Annotated in this window: 15 protein-coding genes; 12 read left to right on the top strand and 3 right to left on the bottom strand. The window is 51.9% G+C overall.

Translation table 11 applies throughout. The features are described 5' to 3' along the window. The first annotated feature begins 59 nt into the window (after nucleotides 1-59). The 12 genes from QL234_RS07790 to QL234_RS07735 all read left to right on the top strand — a co-directional run bounded on the left by QL234_RS07790 (nucleotide 60) and on the right by QL234_RS07735 (nucleotide 15251). Nucleotides 60-1127, top strand: coding sequence for a glycosyltransferase family 4 protein (locus QL234_RS07790; RefSeq protein ID WP_281557265.1), 1068 nt, complete (start codon nucleotides 60-62; stop codon nucleotides 1125-1127). 129 nt (nucleotides 1128-1256) lie between these two features. After that, the gene (locus QL234_RS07785; protein WP_281557264.1) at nucleotides 1257-2564 is read left to right on the top strand and encodes a glycosyltransferase family 4 protein; all 1308 of its coding nucleotides are present in this window, start codon (nucleotides 1257-1259) and stop codon (nucleotides 2562-2564) included. Further along, on the top strand, nucleotides 2561-3712 hold the full coding sequence (locus QL234_RS07780; protein WP_281557263.1) for a glycosyltransferase family 4 protein: 1152 nt from the start codon (nucleotides 2561-2563) through the stop codon (nucleotides 3710-3712). Before QL234_RS07785 ends, QL234_RS07780 begins: the two co-directional genes overlap by 4 nt. Continuing rightward, complete coding sequence (locus QL234_RS07775) at nucleotides 3706-5154, top strand: oligosaccharide flippase family protein (RefSeq protein ID WP_281557262.1); 1449 nt, start codon at nucleotides 3706-3708, stop codon at nucleotides 5152-5154. The genes QL234_RS07780 and QL234_RS07775 overlap by 7 nt, the downstream gene beginning before the upstream one ends. Before the next feature lie 30 nt (nucleotides 5155-5184). Then, nucleotides 5185-6537, top strand: a complete 1353-nt coding sequence (locus QL234_RS07770; protein WP_281557261.1) for an O-antigen ligase family protein — start codon at nucleotides 5185-5187, stop codon at nucleotides 6535-6537. Between the two features lie 202 nt (nucleotides 6538-6739). Next, on the top strand, nucleotides 6740-7462 hold the full coding sequence (locus tag QL234_RS07765) for an acyltransferase (RefSeq protein ID WP_281557260.1): 723 nt from the start codon (nucleotides 6740-6742) through the stop codon (nucleotides 7460-7462). Nucleotides 7463-7529: 67 nt separating this feature from the next. Beyond that, the gene (locus QL234_RS07760) at nucleotides 7530-8657 is read left to right on the top strand and encodes a glycosyltransferase (protein WP_281557259.1); all 1128 of its coding nucleotides are present in this window, start codon (nucleotides 7530-7532) and stop codon (nucleotides 8655-8657) included. Beyond that, nucleotides 8654-10144 (top strand): GNVR domain-containing protein, encoded by a 1491-nt coding sequence (locus tag QL234_RS07755; protein ID WP_281557258.1) that lies wholly within the window; start codon nucleotides 8654-8656, stop codon nucleotides 10142-10144. Before QL234_RS07760 ends, QL234_RS07755 begins: the two co-directional genes overlap by 4 nt. Next, the gene (locus tag QL234_RS07750) at nucleotides 10141-11226 is read left to right on the top strand and encodes a glycosyltransferase (RefSeq protein WP_281557257.1); all 1086 of its coding nucleotides are present in this window, start codon (nucleotides 10141-10143) and stop codon (nucleotides 11224-11226) included. Before QL234_RS07755 ends, QL234_RS07750 begins: the two co-directional genes overlap by 4 nt. 254 nt (nucleotides 11227-11480) lie before the next feature. Beyond that, nucleotides 11481-12293 (top strand): OmpA family protein, encoded by an 813-nt coding sequence (locus QL234_RS07745; RefSeq protein ID WP_281557256.1) that lies wholly within the window; start codon nucleotides 11481-11483, stop codon nucleotides 12291-12293. Further along, entirely contained in the window at nucleotides 12286-14544 is a 2259-nt protein-coding gene (locus QL234_RS07740; RefSeq protein ID WP_281557255.1) for an SLBB domain-containing protein, read from the top strand. The genes QL234_RS07745 and QL234_RS07740 overlap by 8 nt, the downstream gene beginning before the upstream one ends. Then, nucleotides 14541-15251 carry a hypothetical protein gene (locus tag QL234_RS07735; protein ID WP_281557254.1) on the top strand — a complete coding sequence of 237 codons (711 nt, stop codon included), beginning with the start codon at nucleotides 14541-14543 and terminating at the stop codon, nucleotides 15249-15251. Before QL234_RS07740 ends, QL234_RS07735 begins: the two co-directional genes overlap by 4 nt. Nucleotides 15252-15260: 9 nt before the next feature. Here QL234_RS07735 and QL234_RS07730 read toward each other — a convergent pair whose 3' ends face one another. The 3 genes from QL234_RS07730 to QL234_RS07720 form a co-directional block, all read right to left on the bottom strand. Continuing rightward, the gene (locus tag QL234_RS07730; RefSeq protein ID WP_281557253.1) at nucleotides 15261-16700 is read right to left on the bottom strand and encodes a sigma-54 dependent transcriptional regulator; all 1440 of its coding nucleotides are present in this window, start codon (nucleotides 16698-16700) and stop codon (nucleotides 15261-15263) included. A gap of 189 nt (nucleotides 16701-16889) precedes the next feature. After that, on the bottom strand, nucleotides 16890-17429 hold the full coding sequence (locus QL234_RS07725) for a DUF1285 domain-containing protein (protein WP_281557252.1): 540 nt from the start codon (nucleotides 17427-17429) through the stop codon (nucleotides 16890-16892). A 220-nt stretch (nucleotides 17430-17649) separates the two neighbouring features. After that, nucleotides 17650-17949, bottom strand: a complete 300-nt coding sequence (locus tag QL234_RS07720; RefSeq protein WP_281557251.1) for a ComEA family DNA-binding protein — start codon at nucleotides 17947-17949, stop codon at nucleotides 17650-17652. Between the last annotated feature and the right edge of the window lie 8 nt (nucleotides 17950-17957).

The raw sequence follows: 17957 nt of genomic DNA, 5'->3' as shown, positions 1-17957 counted from the left end.
TATTCTGGTCTCAAATTTGCCTGCTTATGCTTACCCGCTATCCGAAAAAAGGCCCGCTTATGTACGCCAATAACAGCCTTGCAGGCAAATTATCCAGACCCCGGTCCGCCATCTGGCTGCTGCTCGACAGCCGCCATTTCGGCGGCATCGAAAGCCATGTATTGCAACTAGCATCGGCCCTTGCCGCGCAGGAACTCAAGGTAAAAGTGATCTTTCTGGCCGATTATGGCGAGCATGCCCTCAAATCCCGCCTGACACAGGCCAATATCCCCTTTACCTGCCTGGCACACGGCTGGTGCTCGTTACTTTCCCTGGCGATCCGGGAAAGACCCTTGCTGCTCCATACCCATGGTTACAAAGCGGGATTGCTGGGGCGCTTTACCGCCTTATTGAACCGCTTGCCCGTAGTCAGCAGCTTCCATGCCGGTGAAAAACTGAGCGGCAGGCTGGCCTTTTATCATTTTCTTGACCGGCAAAGCTCAGTGTTATGCCAGTCACTTATTGCCGTGAGCGAACCGATCAAAAAGACCTTGCCGGCAAAAGCCCGGGTCCTCAATAATTTCGTCACCGTTAGCAAGCAGAGGGAAAACACCGGGCAACAATTGGCTTTTGTCGGCCGCCTCAGCCATGAAAAAGGTCCGGATAGCTTTATTCGCCTGGCCCGTTTTTACCGCGGCCACAAGTTTCACCTCTATGGCTCCGGCCCTATGGAAAGGGAGCTAAAAGCGCTCGCCACCGACAATGTTATCTTTCACGGCGCCAAAGAGAGCATGTCCGAAATATGGCCCAAGATCAGGTTATTGATCATGCCATCAAGATTCGAAGGTTTACCTATGTCAGCGCTGGAAGCAATGTCCAACAGCATTCCCGTCCTGGCCTACCGGGTCGGCTCCCTGGACAAACTGATCACAAATGATAACGGCTACTTGATCCCGCCAGAGCATTTTACCGGCTTAAGCAACGCCTTATTCAGCTATCTCAGCTGCGATAGCCTCACACGCAGGCAGATATGCCGGCAAGCCAGAAATACTGTCCTGGAAAAATTCAGCAACCATGCTGTCCTGCCACGCCTGCTGGATATTTACCATGAGTCAATCCAGGCGAAACACTTATGCAAATTGCGATAAATGCTTTGCAACTTGCAATAACTTCAATAACAAGAAAAACAACCACATGAAAAATAACAGTTTTATTTTTGGCCTGGCCTTTGCTCTTAATCACGAAAGGCTCAACATCCGGCATAAGGTGGTAGCAAGATGCAACAAGGCAAGTGTGAGAATCCCCGCAAAAACGAAACGGTCATCCCCGTCAAGCAATGTCCGGTATTATTTGTCCATTACGGCGACGAGTGGATCCGCGGCAGCGAGCAATGCCTGCTCGATCTCTTGACGTTCCTGAACCGCGATAAGTTCTTTCCCGTGGTCTGGTGCAATAGCCAGCGTATGTATCAGGCGGTACAGGCCTTAAAGATAGAGGCCATTTGTGAACCTTTCCCGTTATTATTCGGCTGGAAAGCGCCGTTTTTTGATGTCAATGGCTTTATGCGCCTGGTCAAAAGGGGAAAAACCCTGGTGGATCATTACAATATCCGCCTTATCCACAGCAACAGCGGCGCCCCGTGTCAATGGCTTAATTTAGTTGCCAGAAGCCGGCATCTGCCGCTGGTCGCCCACCTGCACAGCCGCTATCCCCTTAGGGACAGACTCACTTTGGGACTGTGTCAGGTATCAAAAGTCATTGCCGTCAGCCCGCCGGTTGCCAAACAAGTGACCGATATCGGCATGCCGGAAAATCGCGTGGTCACGGTTGCCAACGGGATTGACGGACAAAAATTCAACCGCGCTAGGGCCGTAGATCTGCGCACTATGCTCAAACTGGATAAAAAGGATTTCCTGCTCTTTTCCACCGGTTCACTGATCAAGCGAAAAGGCATGGACATAGTGATCGCAGCAGCAGATCTGGTAAAAAAATCCGGGGTGCCGGTTAAGCTCATCATTGCCGGCGGCGGCAGCGAGCAGGCCAACCTGAGCGCATGGATAAAGCAACTGGGACTGGAAAAAGACGTCTTTTTACTGGGGGAGCGCCAGGATCTGCCGTCGTTATTAAAGGGCGGCATAGATATCTTTGTTTCCGGGGCCCGTGAAGAAGCCTTTGGCCTGGTGCTGGCCGAAGCCGGCCTTAACGCCTTACCGGTTATCGCTCCCGCTGTGGGCGGCATTCCTTTTGTCATTCGCCATAAACAAACCGGGCTGTTGATCCCGCCACAAGACCCGCAAATCATGGCGGAGAAAATTATCCAGCTCTACCGGGATCCGACCCTGAGGTTAACCCTGGGCCTGGCCGGGAAAAAACACACCCGGGATAATTTTCTGATCGCCGGTTATGTTGCCAATATCCAGGCCTGTTACCTTAAGGTTATCGCCAACCCGAAATGCAAGCTTAACTGGTACTCGCACTGGGTGATCACTAAACCGCTGTTAAGTCTTTTCAAAGCTCTGGGGAAATTGACCCATAAACACCTGTGCACAACGATTAAAGCCAAGCCGTTAAGGAGCCGTTCATGAACCGTCCCAAACATATCTTAATTTTAGATGCCATTCCCTTTGCCGGCGGCTCAAAAATTGCGACTAACCATATTTTAGCGACCCTAGCGCAAGAGAACATACGCTATACGGTGATCAGCAAAGATCGCAAAAGCTGGCCCGGCAAAAAAGTACGCTTTTCGCCTTTATGGCAACTCCCCTGGTTTTCCAACTGCGAACAGGGCTGGGGTTACCTGATACGCCAATTGCTGCTGGTGATAAGCGTGATCGGCGCCCGCCTTAAATATGGCAAAATCGACCTTGCCATCGCCCCTTCCGGGCCTGGGGTAGATCTGGCCTTATACCTGGCAAAATACCTGGTCCCATACCCGATATTGCAGTTTATCCACGGCCCTGTGGCGCCGTCCAAATCCATCGCCCTGTGCCTGGTCAAAGCGAAAAAAGTTTATTATCTCAGCTCCGCCCGTGCTTCAATCCTGGCTGCGTTAAAGCGCATCACAGGCGAGCAAAAGGCACAGGAGCACATCCGCAGCAGGACATTTGAGGAGCTTGTTAACGGTTTGCCCCGCCCCAGCTGGCCTTCATCTTGTCGCTATGAAAAGGTTAAAGTTTTCTGGGCCGCTTCCCTTTTAAGATGGAAAGGACTGGAGTTTATGTTATCGGCGATCAAATCGCTGCCGCTTGAGGACAGGCCACAAACAGAAATTTGTTATATTAAACCCAAAGACATCAAACAAGAAATTTCCACGGCGCCGCAAGCGATAGAGAAAGTCAGCTGGCACCAGGCCCCGAAAAACCTCGATCAAATTCGCGCCGGCTGCAATATTTTTGTTTCAACCAGTATCAGTGAGCCCTTCGGTTTATCTATCCTCGAAGCCCTGGCCGCCGGTCATTGCGTGCTTATTCCCGCCGACGGCGCCTATTGGGATCAGGTGCTTGAGCATAATGTCAACTGCTTCAAATATCCGCCGGGAGACAGCCGGCAGCTGGCCAACCTGATCCGCCATGTCAGCCGGGATATGACACTGCTCAAACGCATTGCCGGGCAAGGCCAGCAGCTTGCCCAAACTTACCGGGCAGAGAAGCAATATCAGGGCATCAAAAAGCAGATAGACGCCATCACCCGCTCCCCAGCCACCGACAACGCGGCACTGGAAAAAGTATGTTAAAGGCCTTATCCCATAGGATGAACTCCTCGGCAATCAGCCAGGCACTGTTATACGGCCTGTCGCTGGCATTAATGAAAGGGATTTCGCTGCTGATGCTGCCCCTGACCACCCGCTACCTGACCCCCGAGCAGTTTGGTCAGTTGGAGCTGCTGGCCTCGGTCGCTATTATCGGCAGCATCCTGGTGGGCCTGGGTTTTGAAGGCACTTTCTTTCGCTTCTGCGCCCATGAACACACACAAGCCGGCAAAAGACGCTGCGGCGGTAATATCCTGGCCCTGGCTATTTTACTCGCCGTGATTGCCGCGCTCGTGGGCTGGTTATTTGCACCGCAAATCGCCGCCTTATTGCCGGCAGAAGTCTCGGCCTACCAGCTGCGCCTGGTGTGGACGGTATTTGCCCTTGAAGGCATTATCGCCATTCCCCTGGCCTGGCTGCGTATTCAGGACAAGGCCACGGCATTTTTTATGCTCACCACCACCCGGGCTTTAACGCAGGCGGGACTGACTTTGCTGTTTTTACACTGGCACTGGGGCGTTAACGGCGTTTTGCTTGCCACTGCCCTGGTCGCGGTCCTACAGGCCCTGGTATTGCTTATGATACAAAAAGATGCCGACGGATTGCTGCTCAACCTTTGCCAGGTCAGAAAATATCTCAGTTACACTTTACCCATTGCCGGCAGCGGGGTGCTGGCTTTTATGCTGATGGGACTCGATCGCTGGTTATTGGCGCAAATGACCACGGTGGAGCAGGTCGCCGTCTACGGCGTTGCCGCCAAACTTGCCCTGGCAACCGTGTTCCTGATCCAGCCGTTTGGCATGTGGTGGCTGCCGCGCAGGTTTAGTGTCTTGCAACAGGCAAACGGCGCCGGTAAAGTCGCCAACTATATCGCCCTGGGGATCACTGTGGTGATGATCATTGCCGTTTTTATGTGTTATCTTGCCCCGCTGCTGATCCGCTATTTACTGCCCGAGCCTTATCAGGGGATCCTGGGTTATATCTGTGCCCTGGTGCTGGCAATGACCTTTAAAGAAATTGCCGAATTGGTCAATATCGGCTGTTTCAGCGGCCATTCCACCCGGGGACAGCTGGTGGTCAATATTATCAGTGCCGCCCTGGGCACAATCGTAATGCTGATCAGCATCCCTTATCTGGCGATTTGGGGGGTGATCCTTGCCCTCAACCTGGCGTATATCAGCAAGGCACTGCTCTATTACCTGCTTAGCCAATATCACCTGCCCTTGCCCTACCCCGGCAAAAAATTAATGCTGATGGCGCTGGTGTGCTTACTGATGCTACTGTCAACCCCGGGACTTTTCCCGCACTTGCCTCAGCTCATGAGCCCCTTGCTGGCCGCTGTCGCCGTGCCGGTGACTTTATGTGCCCTTGCCCGCTATTTGCGCCTGTTTCCCGCCCCGGTGGCGTTTTTACCCCGGTTTTCTTAACTTTGGTTCGCACGCGGCGGCGGAGGGCTTATGATAAAAAAAGATCAATATCTGCTGGCAGGCTCGGTGTGTTTGTTTATCGCCGCCTTGTGGTGGAGCCTGCCCCACCCGGTTGTGCCCCTGGTGCTGCCCTTGCTGCCACTTGCCATAGTCGTGGTGCTGGCTCTGCCGTTTCAGGTGGTGCTGCTGTTTGTGATCTTTTCCTTCTTCCGCCTTCATGAAGTCTTTCCGCCCCTTTACTCCCTGAAAATTCCTCTGCTGCTGTCGCTGGCCTCTCTGGCCGCATTAGGCTGGCATATCGGTATCAGCGGTAACATCCGCTTATGGTGGCGAAAAGAGCTGACCTGTATCAGTATTTTTTTCCTGCTGGTCTTTATCGGCGTACTCATGGCCAGCAACCGCCCGGTAGCCCTGACCTATTTTCAGGGAGTGTATTGGAAAATCGCCCTGATGACCTTTGCCCTGGCCTGGTTGACCCGCAGCGAAAAAGATTTCTCCTTCGCATCATTGGCCATTACGGTTGCCGGAAGCATAGTTGCCCTTACCGCGCTCTATAATAAAACCGCCGGCATAGATTTGGTGGAAGAAACCCGGGTCACCATAGGACGGGCATTGGGATCGGTACTGGGGGATCCCAATGATCTTGCCCTGGTGCTGATGTTTCCCGCCGCATTCGCCCTGAGTTTGGCCCTGACTCCCAACATAGCCAGATCCGCACGCTTGCTGGGCATTGTCAGTGTGCCCCTGCTGTTTTTTGCGGTGATCGCCACCCAAAGCCGCGGCGGCCTGCTGGGCATCTTAGCGGTTTTTGCCGTGTTTATTTACCGGCGCATGCACAACAAATTACTGTTTGTCCTTTTATCTATCACAGGCGCCGTTTTGATTTATGCCCTTGCCGGTATTTCCGACCGCGCCTCCGGCGGCAGCAGCGAAGCCGGCCTGGATGCGTCGGCCAAAGGACGCCTGTATGCCTGGGAAGCCGCCTATAAGATGGCGCTGGAGAATCCTTTTACCGGGGTCGGCCTGGATAATTTCTATGCCAACTATTTTTATTACAGCCCCCACTGGGACGGCTTGAATCATGCGGTACACAGCACCTGGTTCGGGGTGCTGGCAGAAACGGGATTTTTAGGCCTGTTTTGTTTTATTGCCTTGATTGTGATTTTATTCAAAACCGCAAGTAACAATATTCGCCAGCTGTCAGCATTAACCTCGGCCCCCGGCTATATGCTTGCCTGCGCCCAGGCGGTTTATGCCGGCTTGCTCGGTACCATAGTCTCAGGCACTTTCCTGACCCAGGGGTTCACCTGGCCCATCTATATCCAGGCGGCCCTGATCATCGCCCTGGCCCGTCAAATTGATTCGCAAAAAGCAAAAACTTAAGCGAATTACTCTGCAATTTGCACAGCCTTTTAAAAACAAAACCCATAACTGATTGTAATTTAAGAAATAAATAACTGGCACTTTAAATGCTATTACAAGGATAAACCAAGGTTATAAACAGTAAACACACTTGTAAACCGGCCAGCATTAATGCTCAGCAAATAAAGCGTGTTTCCTGCTTTTGAATAAGAGGTATCCGGCAATGACCATATTACTGCTGCAAACAGGTAAACAATGGCTTAAGCACAATAAGCACCCCTCAGTACAAGCATTATGCCGCTTGCTCAAAAAACTGCGCATCGCTGAAATTCCCACCCCCAAGTTTTTATGCCAGCTGATTTATTTCCTGCACCAGAGCCTGAGCGGCGCCATGGCTTTTTTACTGCGTTGTTTTTACTGGACACCGCTGTTTAAAAGCCAGCTGATCCGCTACGGCAAAGGCCTTTATCTTTATGGCGGCTTACCTCACCTCTCGGGGCCGCTGCATATCAGCCTGGGCCATGATTGCCGCATCAGCGCGCAAACGACCTTTAGCGGCCGCAGCAGCCAGATAAACGGGCAAGGCAAAAACCCGACCCTGTTTATCGGCAACAACTGCGATATCGGCTGGATGACGACAATCGCCGTGGGCAAAAAAATTATCATAGGCAATAACGTCCGCATCGCCGGCCGGGCATTTCTGGCGGGTTATCCCGGCCATCCGGTTAATGCCGCACTGCGGGCGCAGGGTGCCCCTGATACCGAAGACCAGGTGAAAGATATCGTACTCGAAGACGATGTCTGGCTCGCCACCGGGGTTTCGGTCATGGCCGGGGTACGCATAGGCAAAGGCAGCATCATAGCCGCCGGCAGCGTGGTCACCCGGGACATTCCCCCCGGCGTATTGGCCGGGGGCGTACCTGCGGTGGTTGTTAAGACCCTCTAGCTCAGTATTTACATGTATCCATCAACTTTAACCCATTAACTTTTATTGATAAAAAGGGGATAGGCTTATGAAACGCGATATTATCGTTTTTGGTGAAGACTGGGGCGCATTGCCAAGCAGTACCCAACATATCATCCGCCACCTTTCCAAGGAGCGCAAAGTGATCTGGGTAAACTCCATCGGCCTGCGTCACCCGAAACTGAAATGCAAAGACCTTAAGCGTTTGCTGCACAAGTTTGTCAAACTTGTCTTTTGTGACAAACAGGCGAAACCCCAAAGCCTGCCGAGCGAGCAATTTGTACTGGTTAACCCGCAAACCCTGCCCGCGCCCAGACATCTGCTGACACGTAAGATCGGTGCTTATTTCCTGGTACGTCAACTGAAAAAAATCATGGCCTTGCATCAGGTTACCGAGCCGGTATTATGGACTTCACTGCCCACCGCGGTAGACGTTGTCGGCAAGCTGGGGGAGTCTTCCGTGGTCTATTATTGCGGCGATGATTTTTCCGCCCTGGCCGGAGTCGATCATGATACCGTCAGCTTAAGGGAAAGTGAACTGGTACAGCGGGCACAACTCATCCTCACCGCCAGCGAACTGCTCAGCACCAAGTTCCCGTCAAAGATCACCCGTGCCTTACCCCATGGCGTCGATTTTGATTTATTCGCCACCTCGGCCCCCCGGGCCGCCGACTTACCCGATGACGGCAGACCCATTGCCGGCTTTTATGGCAGCATTTCTCCCTGGCTGGATATCGAGTTGCTGGAAAAAGTGGTCTCGCAGTTAAGTCACTGGCATTTTGTCTTCATAGGTGAAATCCATATTGATATCAGTCGCCTGCAATGCCTGGAAAATGTCCACTTTCTCGGCCCCAGGGCCCACCACCTGCTGCCGGGCTATTGCCAGCACTGGACGGTTTCCCTGCTGCCCTTTTGTGATAATGCCCAAATAAGGGCCTGCAACCCGTTAAAATTGCGCGAATACCTGGCCGCGGGCCGTCCGGTGGTCAGTACGTCCTTTCCCGCCCTGAAACCCTACGGCAAGCTGATTGATGTCATCCACAGCGCGCCGGCCATGGTTAAGGCCTTGAGAAGGGCCCTGGACCGGGATGTTACCCGGGCCAGCCAGAATGCCGTGCTCAAAGATACCTGGGCCGCCAGGGCCGATGAGGTCTCCGAACTGGTGGATACCTTATGACAGATCTCAGCTACCGCCTGCTTTATATCCTCATCGGCGCCTGGCGCCGGCGCTATGTGATTGTTTTACCTGCACTGGTAATGCCGGTATTAGGGGTAATGATCTCAAGTTTCAGCACTAAGCACTATCAGGCCCATACCAGCATGTTGATCCAGGAAACGGCGAAAATGAATCCCTTTTTGGAAGATCTCGCCGTCTCCTCCATGCTCAAAGAAAGGCTTGACTCATTGCAAACCTTATTGCATTCGCGCCATATCCTGTCCAGCGTTGCCGCGGAAATGGCCTTGTTCCCTGTTGATGCCACGCCGTTAGAACAGGACAGGGTCATCAATAAGCTCTCCGGCAATTTATCCATGATGATGTCCGGTAAAGATCTGATCCGCATTGACTACCGCTCATCGAGTCCCGAAGGCATGAAGGAAATCCTTGAATCGGTCAGCAAGCATTTCGTTGAACAGTTGCTGGCGCCGGAGCGCTCAAGCATGACAGATTCGGTAGTTTTCTTAAGCAACCACCTCGAACTGCGCCGCCAGGCACTGGACGAGTCGGAAGCCGCCCTTGCCAGATTTAAAGACCTCAATGCCGAAAACATTCCGGAATTACACGCCGGCAGCATCACCCGGCTGGCGAAACTCAGGGAAAAATTAGCCGAGTTGGAGGCGGAAAAAGCCGGGGTAGAAAAAAGCCTCGGCGGACTGCAGCTGCAACTGAGTAAAACCAACCCGGTAATAGGCCGCCTGGAAGAGCAAATCATTCGCTACCGGGGAGATTTGACCTTGCTCAAAGCCCGCTATACCGATAATCATTCCAAGGTACAGGCCAAACAGCGCCAGTTAAGGCACCTGGAAAACGAGCGCCAGTTGCTGCTCAGTCAAACGCCGAAGCGGATGAAACCGGAACAATTATGGGATATCGCCAGCGCGGCAAGCTCGGGAGATAACAGCAATAACCATCCCTTGCTGCTGACCCAACTGGAGAACCTGCAACAGGGTCGCGGCCGCCTGGAGCATCTGAAGGAAGAATTGTCCGTGCTTAAAACCATGATCAGCGATTTAGAGCACACCAGTGAAAAATTTGGCGTCTATGAGCAGGAGCGCTTAAAACTGGAGCGGGATCTAAGGGTCAAAAGAGCCCTGTACGAAGACCTGCTCAGCCGCCACGAAATGGCCAATATCACCGGCGCGCTAAGTATTTTCGAACAAAGTAAACGTATTAAGGTGATTGACCGCCCCTACACCCCCAACGCGGCGGTGAACCTGCCGACAATCGTGTTTGTGCTGGCGGGAGTTATCGGCGGCCTGTTCACGGGGATTTCAACGGCAATTATGCTTGAGCTTGCCAGCACCTGTATCCATCGCCGCGACAACCTGGAACAACTCACCGGGGTGCCGGTTTTAAGCCGCATTCCGCCGTTAACAGCCCAGCTGTCAAACAGTCAAGAAACAGATCCCTTTAACATCCAGTCCTTAGCCGGAGAAATATCATGAAAGCATCCAAGGCAAGAGTAAACGCACAAATAGTACAACACCTGTGTCCGGGGGGCATAGAAACCCTGGTACTGGATTTAATGCGTCACAGCAAACATAAAACCCTGATCTTTAGCCTTGAAGGCACCCGGGAGCAGGCCATGGAAAAGTGGCCGGTATTAAAACCCTTTGCCGAGCGCCTGGTGTTTCTCAACAAGCAACCCGGCTTTCAGCCCAAACTGATCAAGGTGCTGATGAGGTTATTTTCCTGGCATAAGATCACCAGTGTCCATACCCATCATATTGGTCCCCTGCTTTACGGCGGGCTGGCAAGCCGGTTTAGCGGCATCAAGTCCCTGATCCATACCGAGCATGATGCCTGGCACCTCGCCGATAAAAAACGCCGCTTGTTGCAAAAATGCCTGATAAGCTACCTTAAACCTCTCTGGGTCGCCGATGCCAAAGCCGTTGCCGTGAAAATCAGCGACTACCTGAAAACATCTGATGTTAAGGTGATCACCAACGGCATAGACATAGATAAATTTATTCCCGGTGACCGGCAAAAAGCCCGCCGACAATTCAAGCTGCCGGAAAAAGCCAGTTTGATCGGCTGCGCCGCCCGTTTAGAGCCGGTCAAAGGTCAGGATGTCTTGATCAAGGCATTACAATGCCTGCCCCCCAGTTACCATTTGGCCATTGCCGGTGACGGCAGTGCTAAAAGCGCCCTGAAACACCAGGTCAGGCAGGCAGGATTGGGCAAGCGGGTACATTTTCTCGGTGTCGTTGACGATATGCCCAGCTTTTATCAGGCACTGGATGTTTTTTGCCTGCCGTCCCGCTTTGAAGGCATGCCGCTAAGTCCCCTTGAAGCCCAGGCCTGCAACATCCCCTCGGTGATCACGAACGTCGGCGGCAGCAGCGAGGTGGTTTGCCGCCAAAGCAGTGTCCTGGTACCGCCGGAAAAACCCTTTTCTATCGCCGAGGCCATTTTAGATCTTAACGTATTATCCTACCGGCAAACTCCCCGGGCCTTCGTCCAGCAACAGGGTAATATCAAAGACACGGTTTTGGCTTATGATCAATTGGCCAGCGAGCCTTCATAAGGCAATTAGAGCATCGCATATGCCGGCTACGGTTTTAGACAGAGACAAACTCAGGTTTGGCAAATAGCATTGCAATCTGGGAATTATTGCAATTTGCCAGCAAGCCAGAATAAGAGGAGATAATAACCACTTGATTTTCATCGATATAAAATCAGGAGAACGCCTGGCGCGAAGTGTGCATTGCTAACCCCAGTAAGAAAAAGCACCAGTTATAGTAAAGCAGAGGTTTTGCTATGGCGTAACCGGGAGTAGTAATGATGCACAGACACGCATGCTTTTTGATCCTGATGTTATTATCGGCTTGCAGCACCAGTCCGCCACAGGGACGCGGCGGCTTCGCCGAGCACACCTTAACAAGCAATTACCCGGTTGAAGCCGACCAGCCGTTAACATCGGCGCATGGCTTACGCTTTGACTTTAGCCTGTTAAGCCAGCAGCTTGATATTCTGGTGCTCGAAGGGGCTGAATTATGTTTCCCCGCCACTGTGGTACAAGCCAAAACCCGTCAAAATCGTATCGCCCGGGAAATTGCCGGCGGCTTAGTCTATGATGCCGCCAATGATATTATTATCCAGCGCCGGTTAATTGCCCGTCTTGAGCATCAGCTTGAGTATGTCAACGAGCATGATATCTGCGCTTTGCCGCAAACCTTGCCTTTAAACAGCCCGGGAGAGCTGGGGGAGAAAATTCAGACCCTGCTCAACCACGATAATCAGTTTGCCACCGACTCTTTTGCCCTTAACCCCAAATATATGGCGCAACTGGCCGAGGCGGCGATCTTATTGAAACAGGCCCCCGCCTATCATTTGCTGATCACAGGTCATGCCGACGATCGCGGCAACCCAAACGACAACCAGACACTGTCAAACAACAGGGCCAAACAGGTCGCCCGTTACTTACATATTTTCGGCATAGACAAAAAGCGCATCCGGGTCAGTGCCGTCGGGGAAAACGATCCCCTGTTTGTTGGCAAAGAAGCACAAATACGGTTAGTAAACCGCCGGGTCAGTATCGAGCTGATTGAAAATTCTCCGGCACAAGAAAGTGGAGATTGGCAAGATGAGTAATACAACCCAGGTTACCCCATTAAAGACCCCCATCTTAAAGAGTTCTGTGCTAACAGGCCCAGGGGGAAAGGCCTGCAGCTTATTCGGCATTTTCCTTTGCCTTGCCTGCCTTTTCCCTGTATTGGCCTTTGCCGCTGAGGAGTTGGCTGCCAGCAAAACCATTAATACAGGTACCGGTGAACTATTTGCCCGGGACAGTGCCGGTGAGCAAAGCTACCGCATCCATATCGGGGATAAGATTCATATTGCCCTGCCCGGTGAAGAAAGCCTGAATCGGGGTTTTACCGTCGATAAACAGGGGCAGATCATGCTCTCGGAAATCGGCGTGCTTGAGGTGGCCGGTTTAACCCGGACAGAGCTGCAGCACAAGGTACTGACGGCGCTTTCCCGGGTATTTAAAGATCTTAATGGCGCCAAAGTCTACCTGGCGCAAAAGCAAAAACTGGTGTTTGTCCTCGGATACGTCCATACCCCGGGGGAAGTGTTATTACCCGGCGATGCCGATATACAAATGGCGTTAAAGGCGGCTGGCGGCTTAAGGGCCGGAGCTCAGCTCGATCAACTGCAACTGCGCAAAAGCGGGCAAACACCGAAGCGCTTTAACTATAAACGCTATCTGGACAGTGGCGAGTCCGATCTTTTGCCACGGCTAAGCTCCATGGATACCTTGTTTGTGCCGGCTTCATCGAAAATCGGTAACATTGAAATGGAGTTTGACCCAAGTAAAATTGCCGCCGGCGGCGATGCCACAGACCGGTTGGCGATCAAGGTTTTCGGCGAAGTCCACAGCCAGGGCAGCTTTGTTTTTGATGAAAAATCCAACCTGGTGGAATACCTGATGAAAGCCGGCGGCGTCACCCGTTATGCCGGGGTCGAGCAAATACGGGTGATCATCGACAGTAAACCTGTGCTTTTCAATCTGACCCGTTACCTCGACAGCGGCGATTTGAACTTATTGCCGAACATTGCCGCCGGCACCACCATCTTTGTCCCAAAAAAAGAGGAGCAGATCAATGCCGGCGCCAATATGATTTATGTGATGGGAGAAGTTTTTAAACCCGGCGCCTACCAGGGACAGGCTGAAGCCAGTTTTATGGATATCCTCGCCAATGCCGGCGGCCCGACACGTTTTGCCGAGTCACGTCAAATCCGCATCATTAAGGCAAACGGCGAGGTCCGCCCTTTTGACCTGTCCGCTTATACCGAAGGCACCTCCAGTCAGGGATTGCCTCAAATTCAAGCGGGTGATGCTATTTTTGTCCCGGAAAAAACCGATATCAATGAAAAGTCCTGGCTTAAGGTGGCGCCGGGCCGTGCCGTCCGGGTACTGGGGGAAGTGGTCAGGCCCGGCCGGATAGAATGGTCCGATGAAATGTCGCTGCTGGACTTACTCGCCCATGTCGGCGGACCGACCTCAAGGGCAGATACTTCCTCCATAGACATAGTCTCTAAAAATAAACAGGGAAAATTACTCAGTTACCGCTTTGATCTCGACAGTTTTATCAAACAGGGGCGGGCCGAGCACGAATTGCCGACCATAGTGGCCGGCGCCACCATCCGGGTGCACGACTTACCCACAGATCCCACCGATAACAAGTCCCAGTGGGTCCGGCAATCATCGGATAAATCTATCTATGTCTTTGGCCAGGTCGGTGCCCCCGGGCGTTATATGTTTACCGATGACATGCACTTTTTAGATATTCTCGCCGCCGCCGACGGGCCGACGGATAAGGCGGACCTGCGCAATATCCGCATCAGTCACCGCAACCAGAAAACCGCCAAGATCTCTAAGGTCAACCTGGCATTATATTTTGAAACCGGCGATGAAAATTTGCTGCCTCAGGTAAACACCGGGGATACCATTTACCTGCCGGAGCAAAACCGGCACTGGCTGGAAAAAGCCAAAGAAACCACCGTCAGGGTACTGGGCTCAGTCAATAAACCCGGGCGTTATGCCTTTGATGATAATATGACCATTTTAGACCTGCTGGCCCAGGCCGGCGGCACCAGCGACAACGCCCATATCGAAAAAATCACTGTGATCAACCTTTCCTGCTGCCGCGATCAGGCCAGGGTATTTGATCTCTCCGACTTTGCCAAAAACGCCGACTTTAGCCTGTTGCCGGTAATACGTGCCGGGGATACGGTTTATGTACCGGATCAGGGGGAAAGTACTATTGCCAAATTACGCAGCGGCTTACAAAATACTTTCGAGCTGGTTTCCCTGGCCGCTTTACTGGGGTTTTTATGATGCAGATCCCAGATGGTTATATTGAAGTTGAACGCATTTATGCCGCGGTGATGGCGGGCAAAATCCGCTCCCTCGCCGTCACCTCCAGCCAACCGCAAGAAGGCGTCAGCACAGTGATCCGGGCGCTGGCCAGGCGTAACCTTAATGCAGGCCGCTCCACCTTGCTGGTAGATTTAAACCTGCACAGCCCCCACCTGAGCCAGGCATTAGATTTGCCAAAACAGGCCAAGCCAACAACCGGGCTTGCCGAGCCCCATATGCTGACAACACAAGAAGAAGTTAACATGGCCGTTATTACCGCCCCCGCCAGGCGCGAGCTTATTATGCAACTGCGGGAGCCGGGAGTGCTGGAAAGCCATATCCGGGAATGGCTGAAAAGCTTTGATACCGTGCTCTTAGATACTTCACCGATTGGATTACACAACAGCGGCAACTTACCCGGAGAATATGCCGCCAGTGCCTGTGATGCCTGCATCCTGACGGTTTTGGCCGGTGTTACCCCACGGGCCAGTATCAAAAGTACAATCGACAAACTTAACCAGGCACAGGCGCTGCTTTTGGGTACGGTCGTTAATGACAGGTATAATCCGGGATTAAAACAGGAGTTATTGCGGGAAGCCGATAAGCTCAGCCGCTATTTTCCCGCGATTGCCGCCCGGCTAAAACGCTGGCTGAACAAATCACACCTGCTGTCGCTGGAGCTCTAAAGCCAGGGCTTATTCCCAGGTTTGTTTTTTCCGGTAAAGGGTGGACGGACTGACTTCGAGCAAGGCTGCCGCCTTGGGGACATTGCCCTGGCAATAGGCGATAGCCTGCTCTATCGCCTGCTTTTCAACCTGCCATAAAGGCAGTATCCCTTCCTGTCCCGGCTTTTCGCTGCTGTCTTGGGTTGCCATCACCGCCTCCCCCTGCAGCGTTTTCACCGGTGCGGTAAAGCCCCCCACCATATTTGATAACGCCTTAATGATCATTTCCGAGGTGATCTTCTTGCCGGTGTTAAGCACCACCATGCCATGAATAACATTTTCCAGTTGTCTGACATTGCCGGGCCAGTCATAACCGCAGATGATCTGGATCGCATCGCGGTTAAAGTCATGAAAATGTTTGCCTTCAAGCCGGGCATATTTTTTCAGGAAAAAACGCGCCAGCAGCAAAATATCCCCTCCCCGGTCCCGAAGCGGCGGCAGACCGAAGGTGATCACATTTAAGCGGTAATATAAATCTTCCCGAAACTCCCCTGCCATCACGGCTTCGCCGATAGAAGTTGAAGAAGCCGAAATGATCTGCGCCTGGAATTGCTGGACCTTAGTAGTGCCTAAGGGGGTAAACTCCCGCTCCTGGATAACCCTGAGCAGTTTCGCCTGCAGCGGCTTGGACAAGGTGGTAATTTCATCAAGAAACAAGGTGCCGTTTTTTGCCGCCGCAAACAGGCCTTCCTGGGCACTCACCGCCCCGGTAAAAGCCCCCTTGCTATGGCCAAAAAGCTGGGATTCCATCAAATGCTCGGTGAAATTGGCGCAATTAACCCCGATAAAAGGCTCTCCCTGGTGAAAGCCTTCCAGATGGCAGGCCCTGGCCACCAGCTCTTTCCCCGTTCCGGTTTCCCCGGTGATAAATATCGGGGCATTGGTGGTGGCGGCATGGCGGATACTGGTGAATAATTCATTCATGCTGTCATCAGCCGCCACTATACCGTGAAAGTTCACCGGTGTCCCCGGCAGTAGGTTTTCCCTTTCATCGTTACTGTCCGAGTCGGTTACCAGGACTTCCAGCGCCTTATTGACAATAAACCTTAGCTCTTTATTGTCCCAGGGTTTGCAGATAAATCGCTCCACCACCCCGGAATTAAACGCGGCGGAGACTTTGCCAAAATCCTGATACGCCGACAGAATAATGCGCTGCGAATGGGGCCAGTCTTTCCTGATCTTGGTTAGAAATTCACAACCGTCCATTTCCGGCATCCGCTGATCTGAAATCACGATCTCCACCGGATGCTGTTCACTGTACTGCAAGGCTTCAAGTGCAGAATCAAACGCGACTATATTGGCTTCTAAGCCCCTTAAGGTCCTTTTTAGACTGGACAGGATCCCTTCTTCATCATCGAGTAACAATAAGGTGGGTAAGGTATTGCTATTTTGCTGGCTTTGAACAGACATTTCAGCTCAATTCCTTCGATTATCAAACGGATATAAGCAAAGCATAGTCTAAAAATCGCCCGGATGTGCAAATTGAGAGCTTTTTTGCATTTTGCAAAATGTTGCTCCCTGAGCCCGGTCTAGCCCTTAAAACCGGATAGCCTCAACGCCGAGTAGGTATCAAGATGAAGGAAAAGCACGATAAGCCGATTAAAAACGGCCAAGGACAATTTCATAGCCGCCACAAGGCAACACCAACTCAGTCCCTTCGGGGGTCTTGCGCTCTTTGGCGATATCTGCCCACTGGTAAAAAACATTGCGGTGAACTTTCGCCAGCAGGTTGCGGCGCACGGTCACATACAAACAGCCGTCATCACTGATATGTAAGGGATGCTCTTCCCCCAGAATAAATTCATCCCCCAGGTTGGTGGCAACGCGCATTTCACCGTATTCGCCCCCCTGCTCCCAGGACCACTGGCTCAGGATAAAGGGCACATCTTCAACGGTGATTTTAATTTTCTCCACCGGGGTGACCAAAAAATAGTCAGACCCTTCTTTTTTTAATACCGAGGCAAAGAGTTTCACCAAATTAAGGCGCTTAAAAACAGTGCCATTGTGATACCAGCTACCGTCCTGTTTGATGATTAAATCAATTTCACCGCAATACGGGGGATCCCATAGTTCAACCGGCGGCAATTTTTGCTCTGCATCCGAGTCCTTAAGTTGTGAAGATATTTTTTCCAGTGACATAAACCATTTCCATAACATGCGCTTATAAGCAGTATTTTACCATTTTTCTCCACAAAAGCGCCTCCGGTTTATATTTTTATTTTAATAGCAAGGGAAGTTTTTACAGGAAGAGCACAACAAAGGCACTAGGGGTATTCATCGGGTAAGTGCGGGGCATATACAAATAAGATTTAACAGCTTATGCCCTGCGCAAAACTCATTGTCAAAGATTTACGGCTCACTAAATTTTTAAACGCTGGATATTATCCGCCAGCACCTTGGCCCCTATGCCTTTGACCTTGAGCAGATCATCAACACTGGCAAATTTTCCGTTCATTTCCCGATAGCTGATAATGGCTTGTGCCCGTTTTTTTCCGACACCTTTTAAGGAAATCAAGTCATCCAGGCTGGCCTGGTTGATATCTACCGTCTGGCTGGCAACATCCATAACTTTGGCCTGTTCCGGCATTTTATCGGCCATGGATAGTGCACTAAAACAGGTTAACAGAGCGATCAACAGCAATGAAGAAATCTTTTTCATAACTAAAT

It is taken from the genome of Thalassomonas sp. RHCl1 (assembly GCF_947387555.1).
Taxonomy (GTDB): Bacteria; Pseudomonadota; Gammaproteobacteria; order Enterobacterales; family Alteromonadaceae; genus Thalassomonas.
Note: the sequence above shows the minus strand (reverse complement) of the source record. Positions and strands in the feature narration are given on the sequence as shown.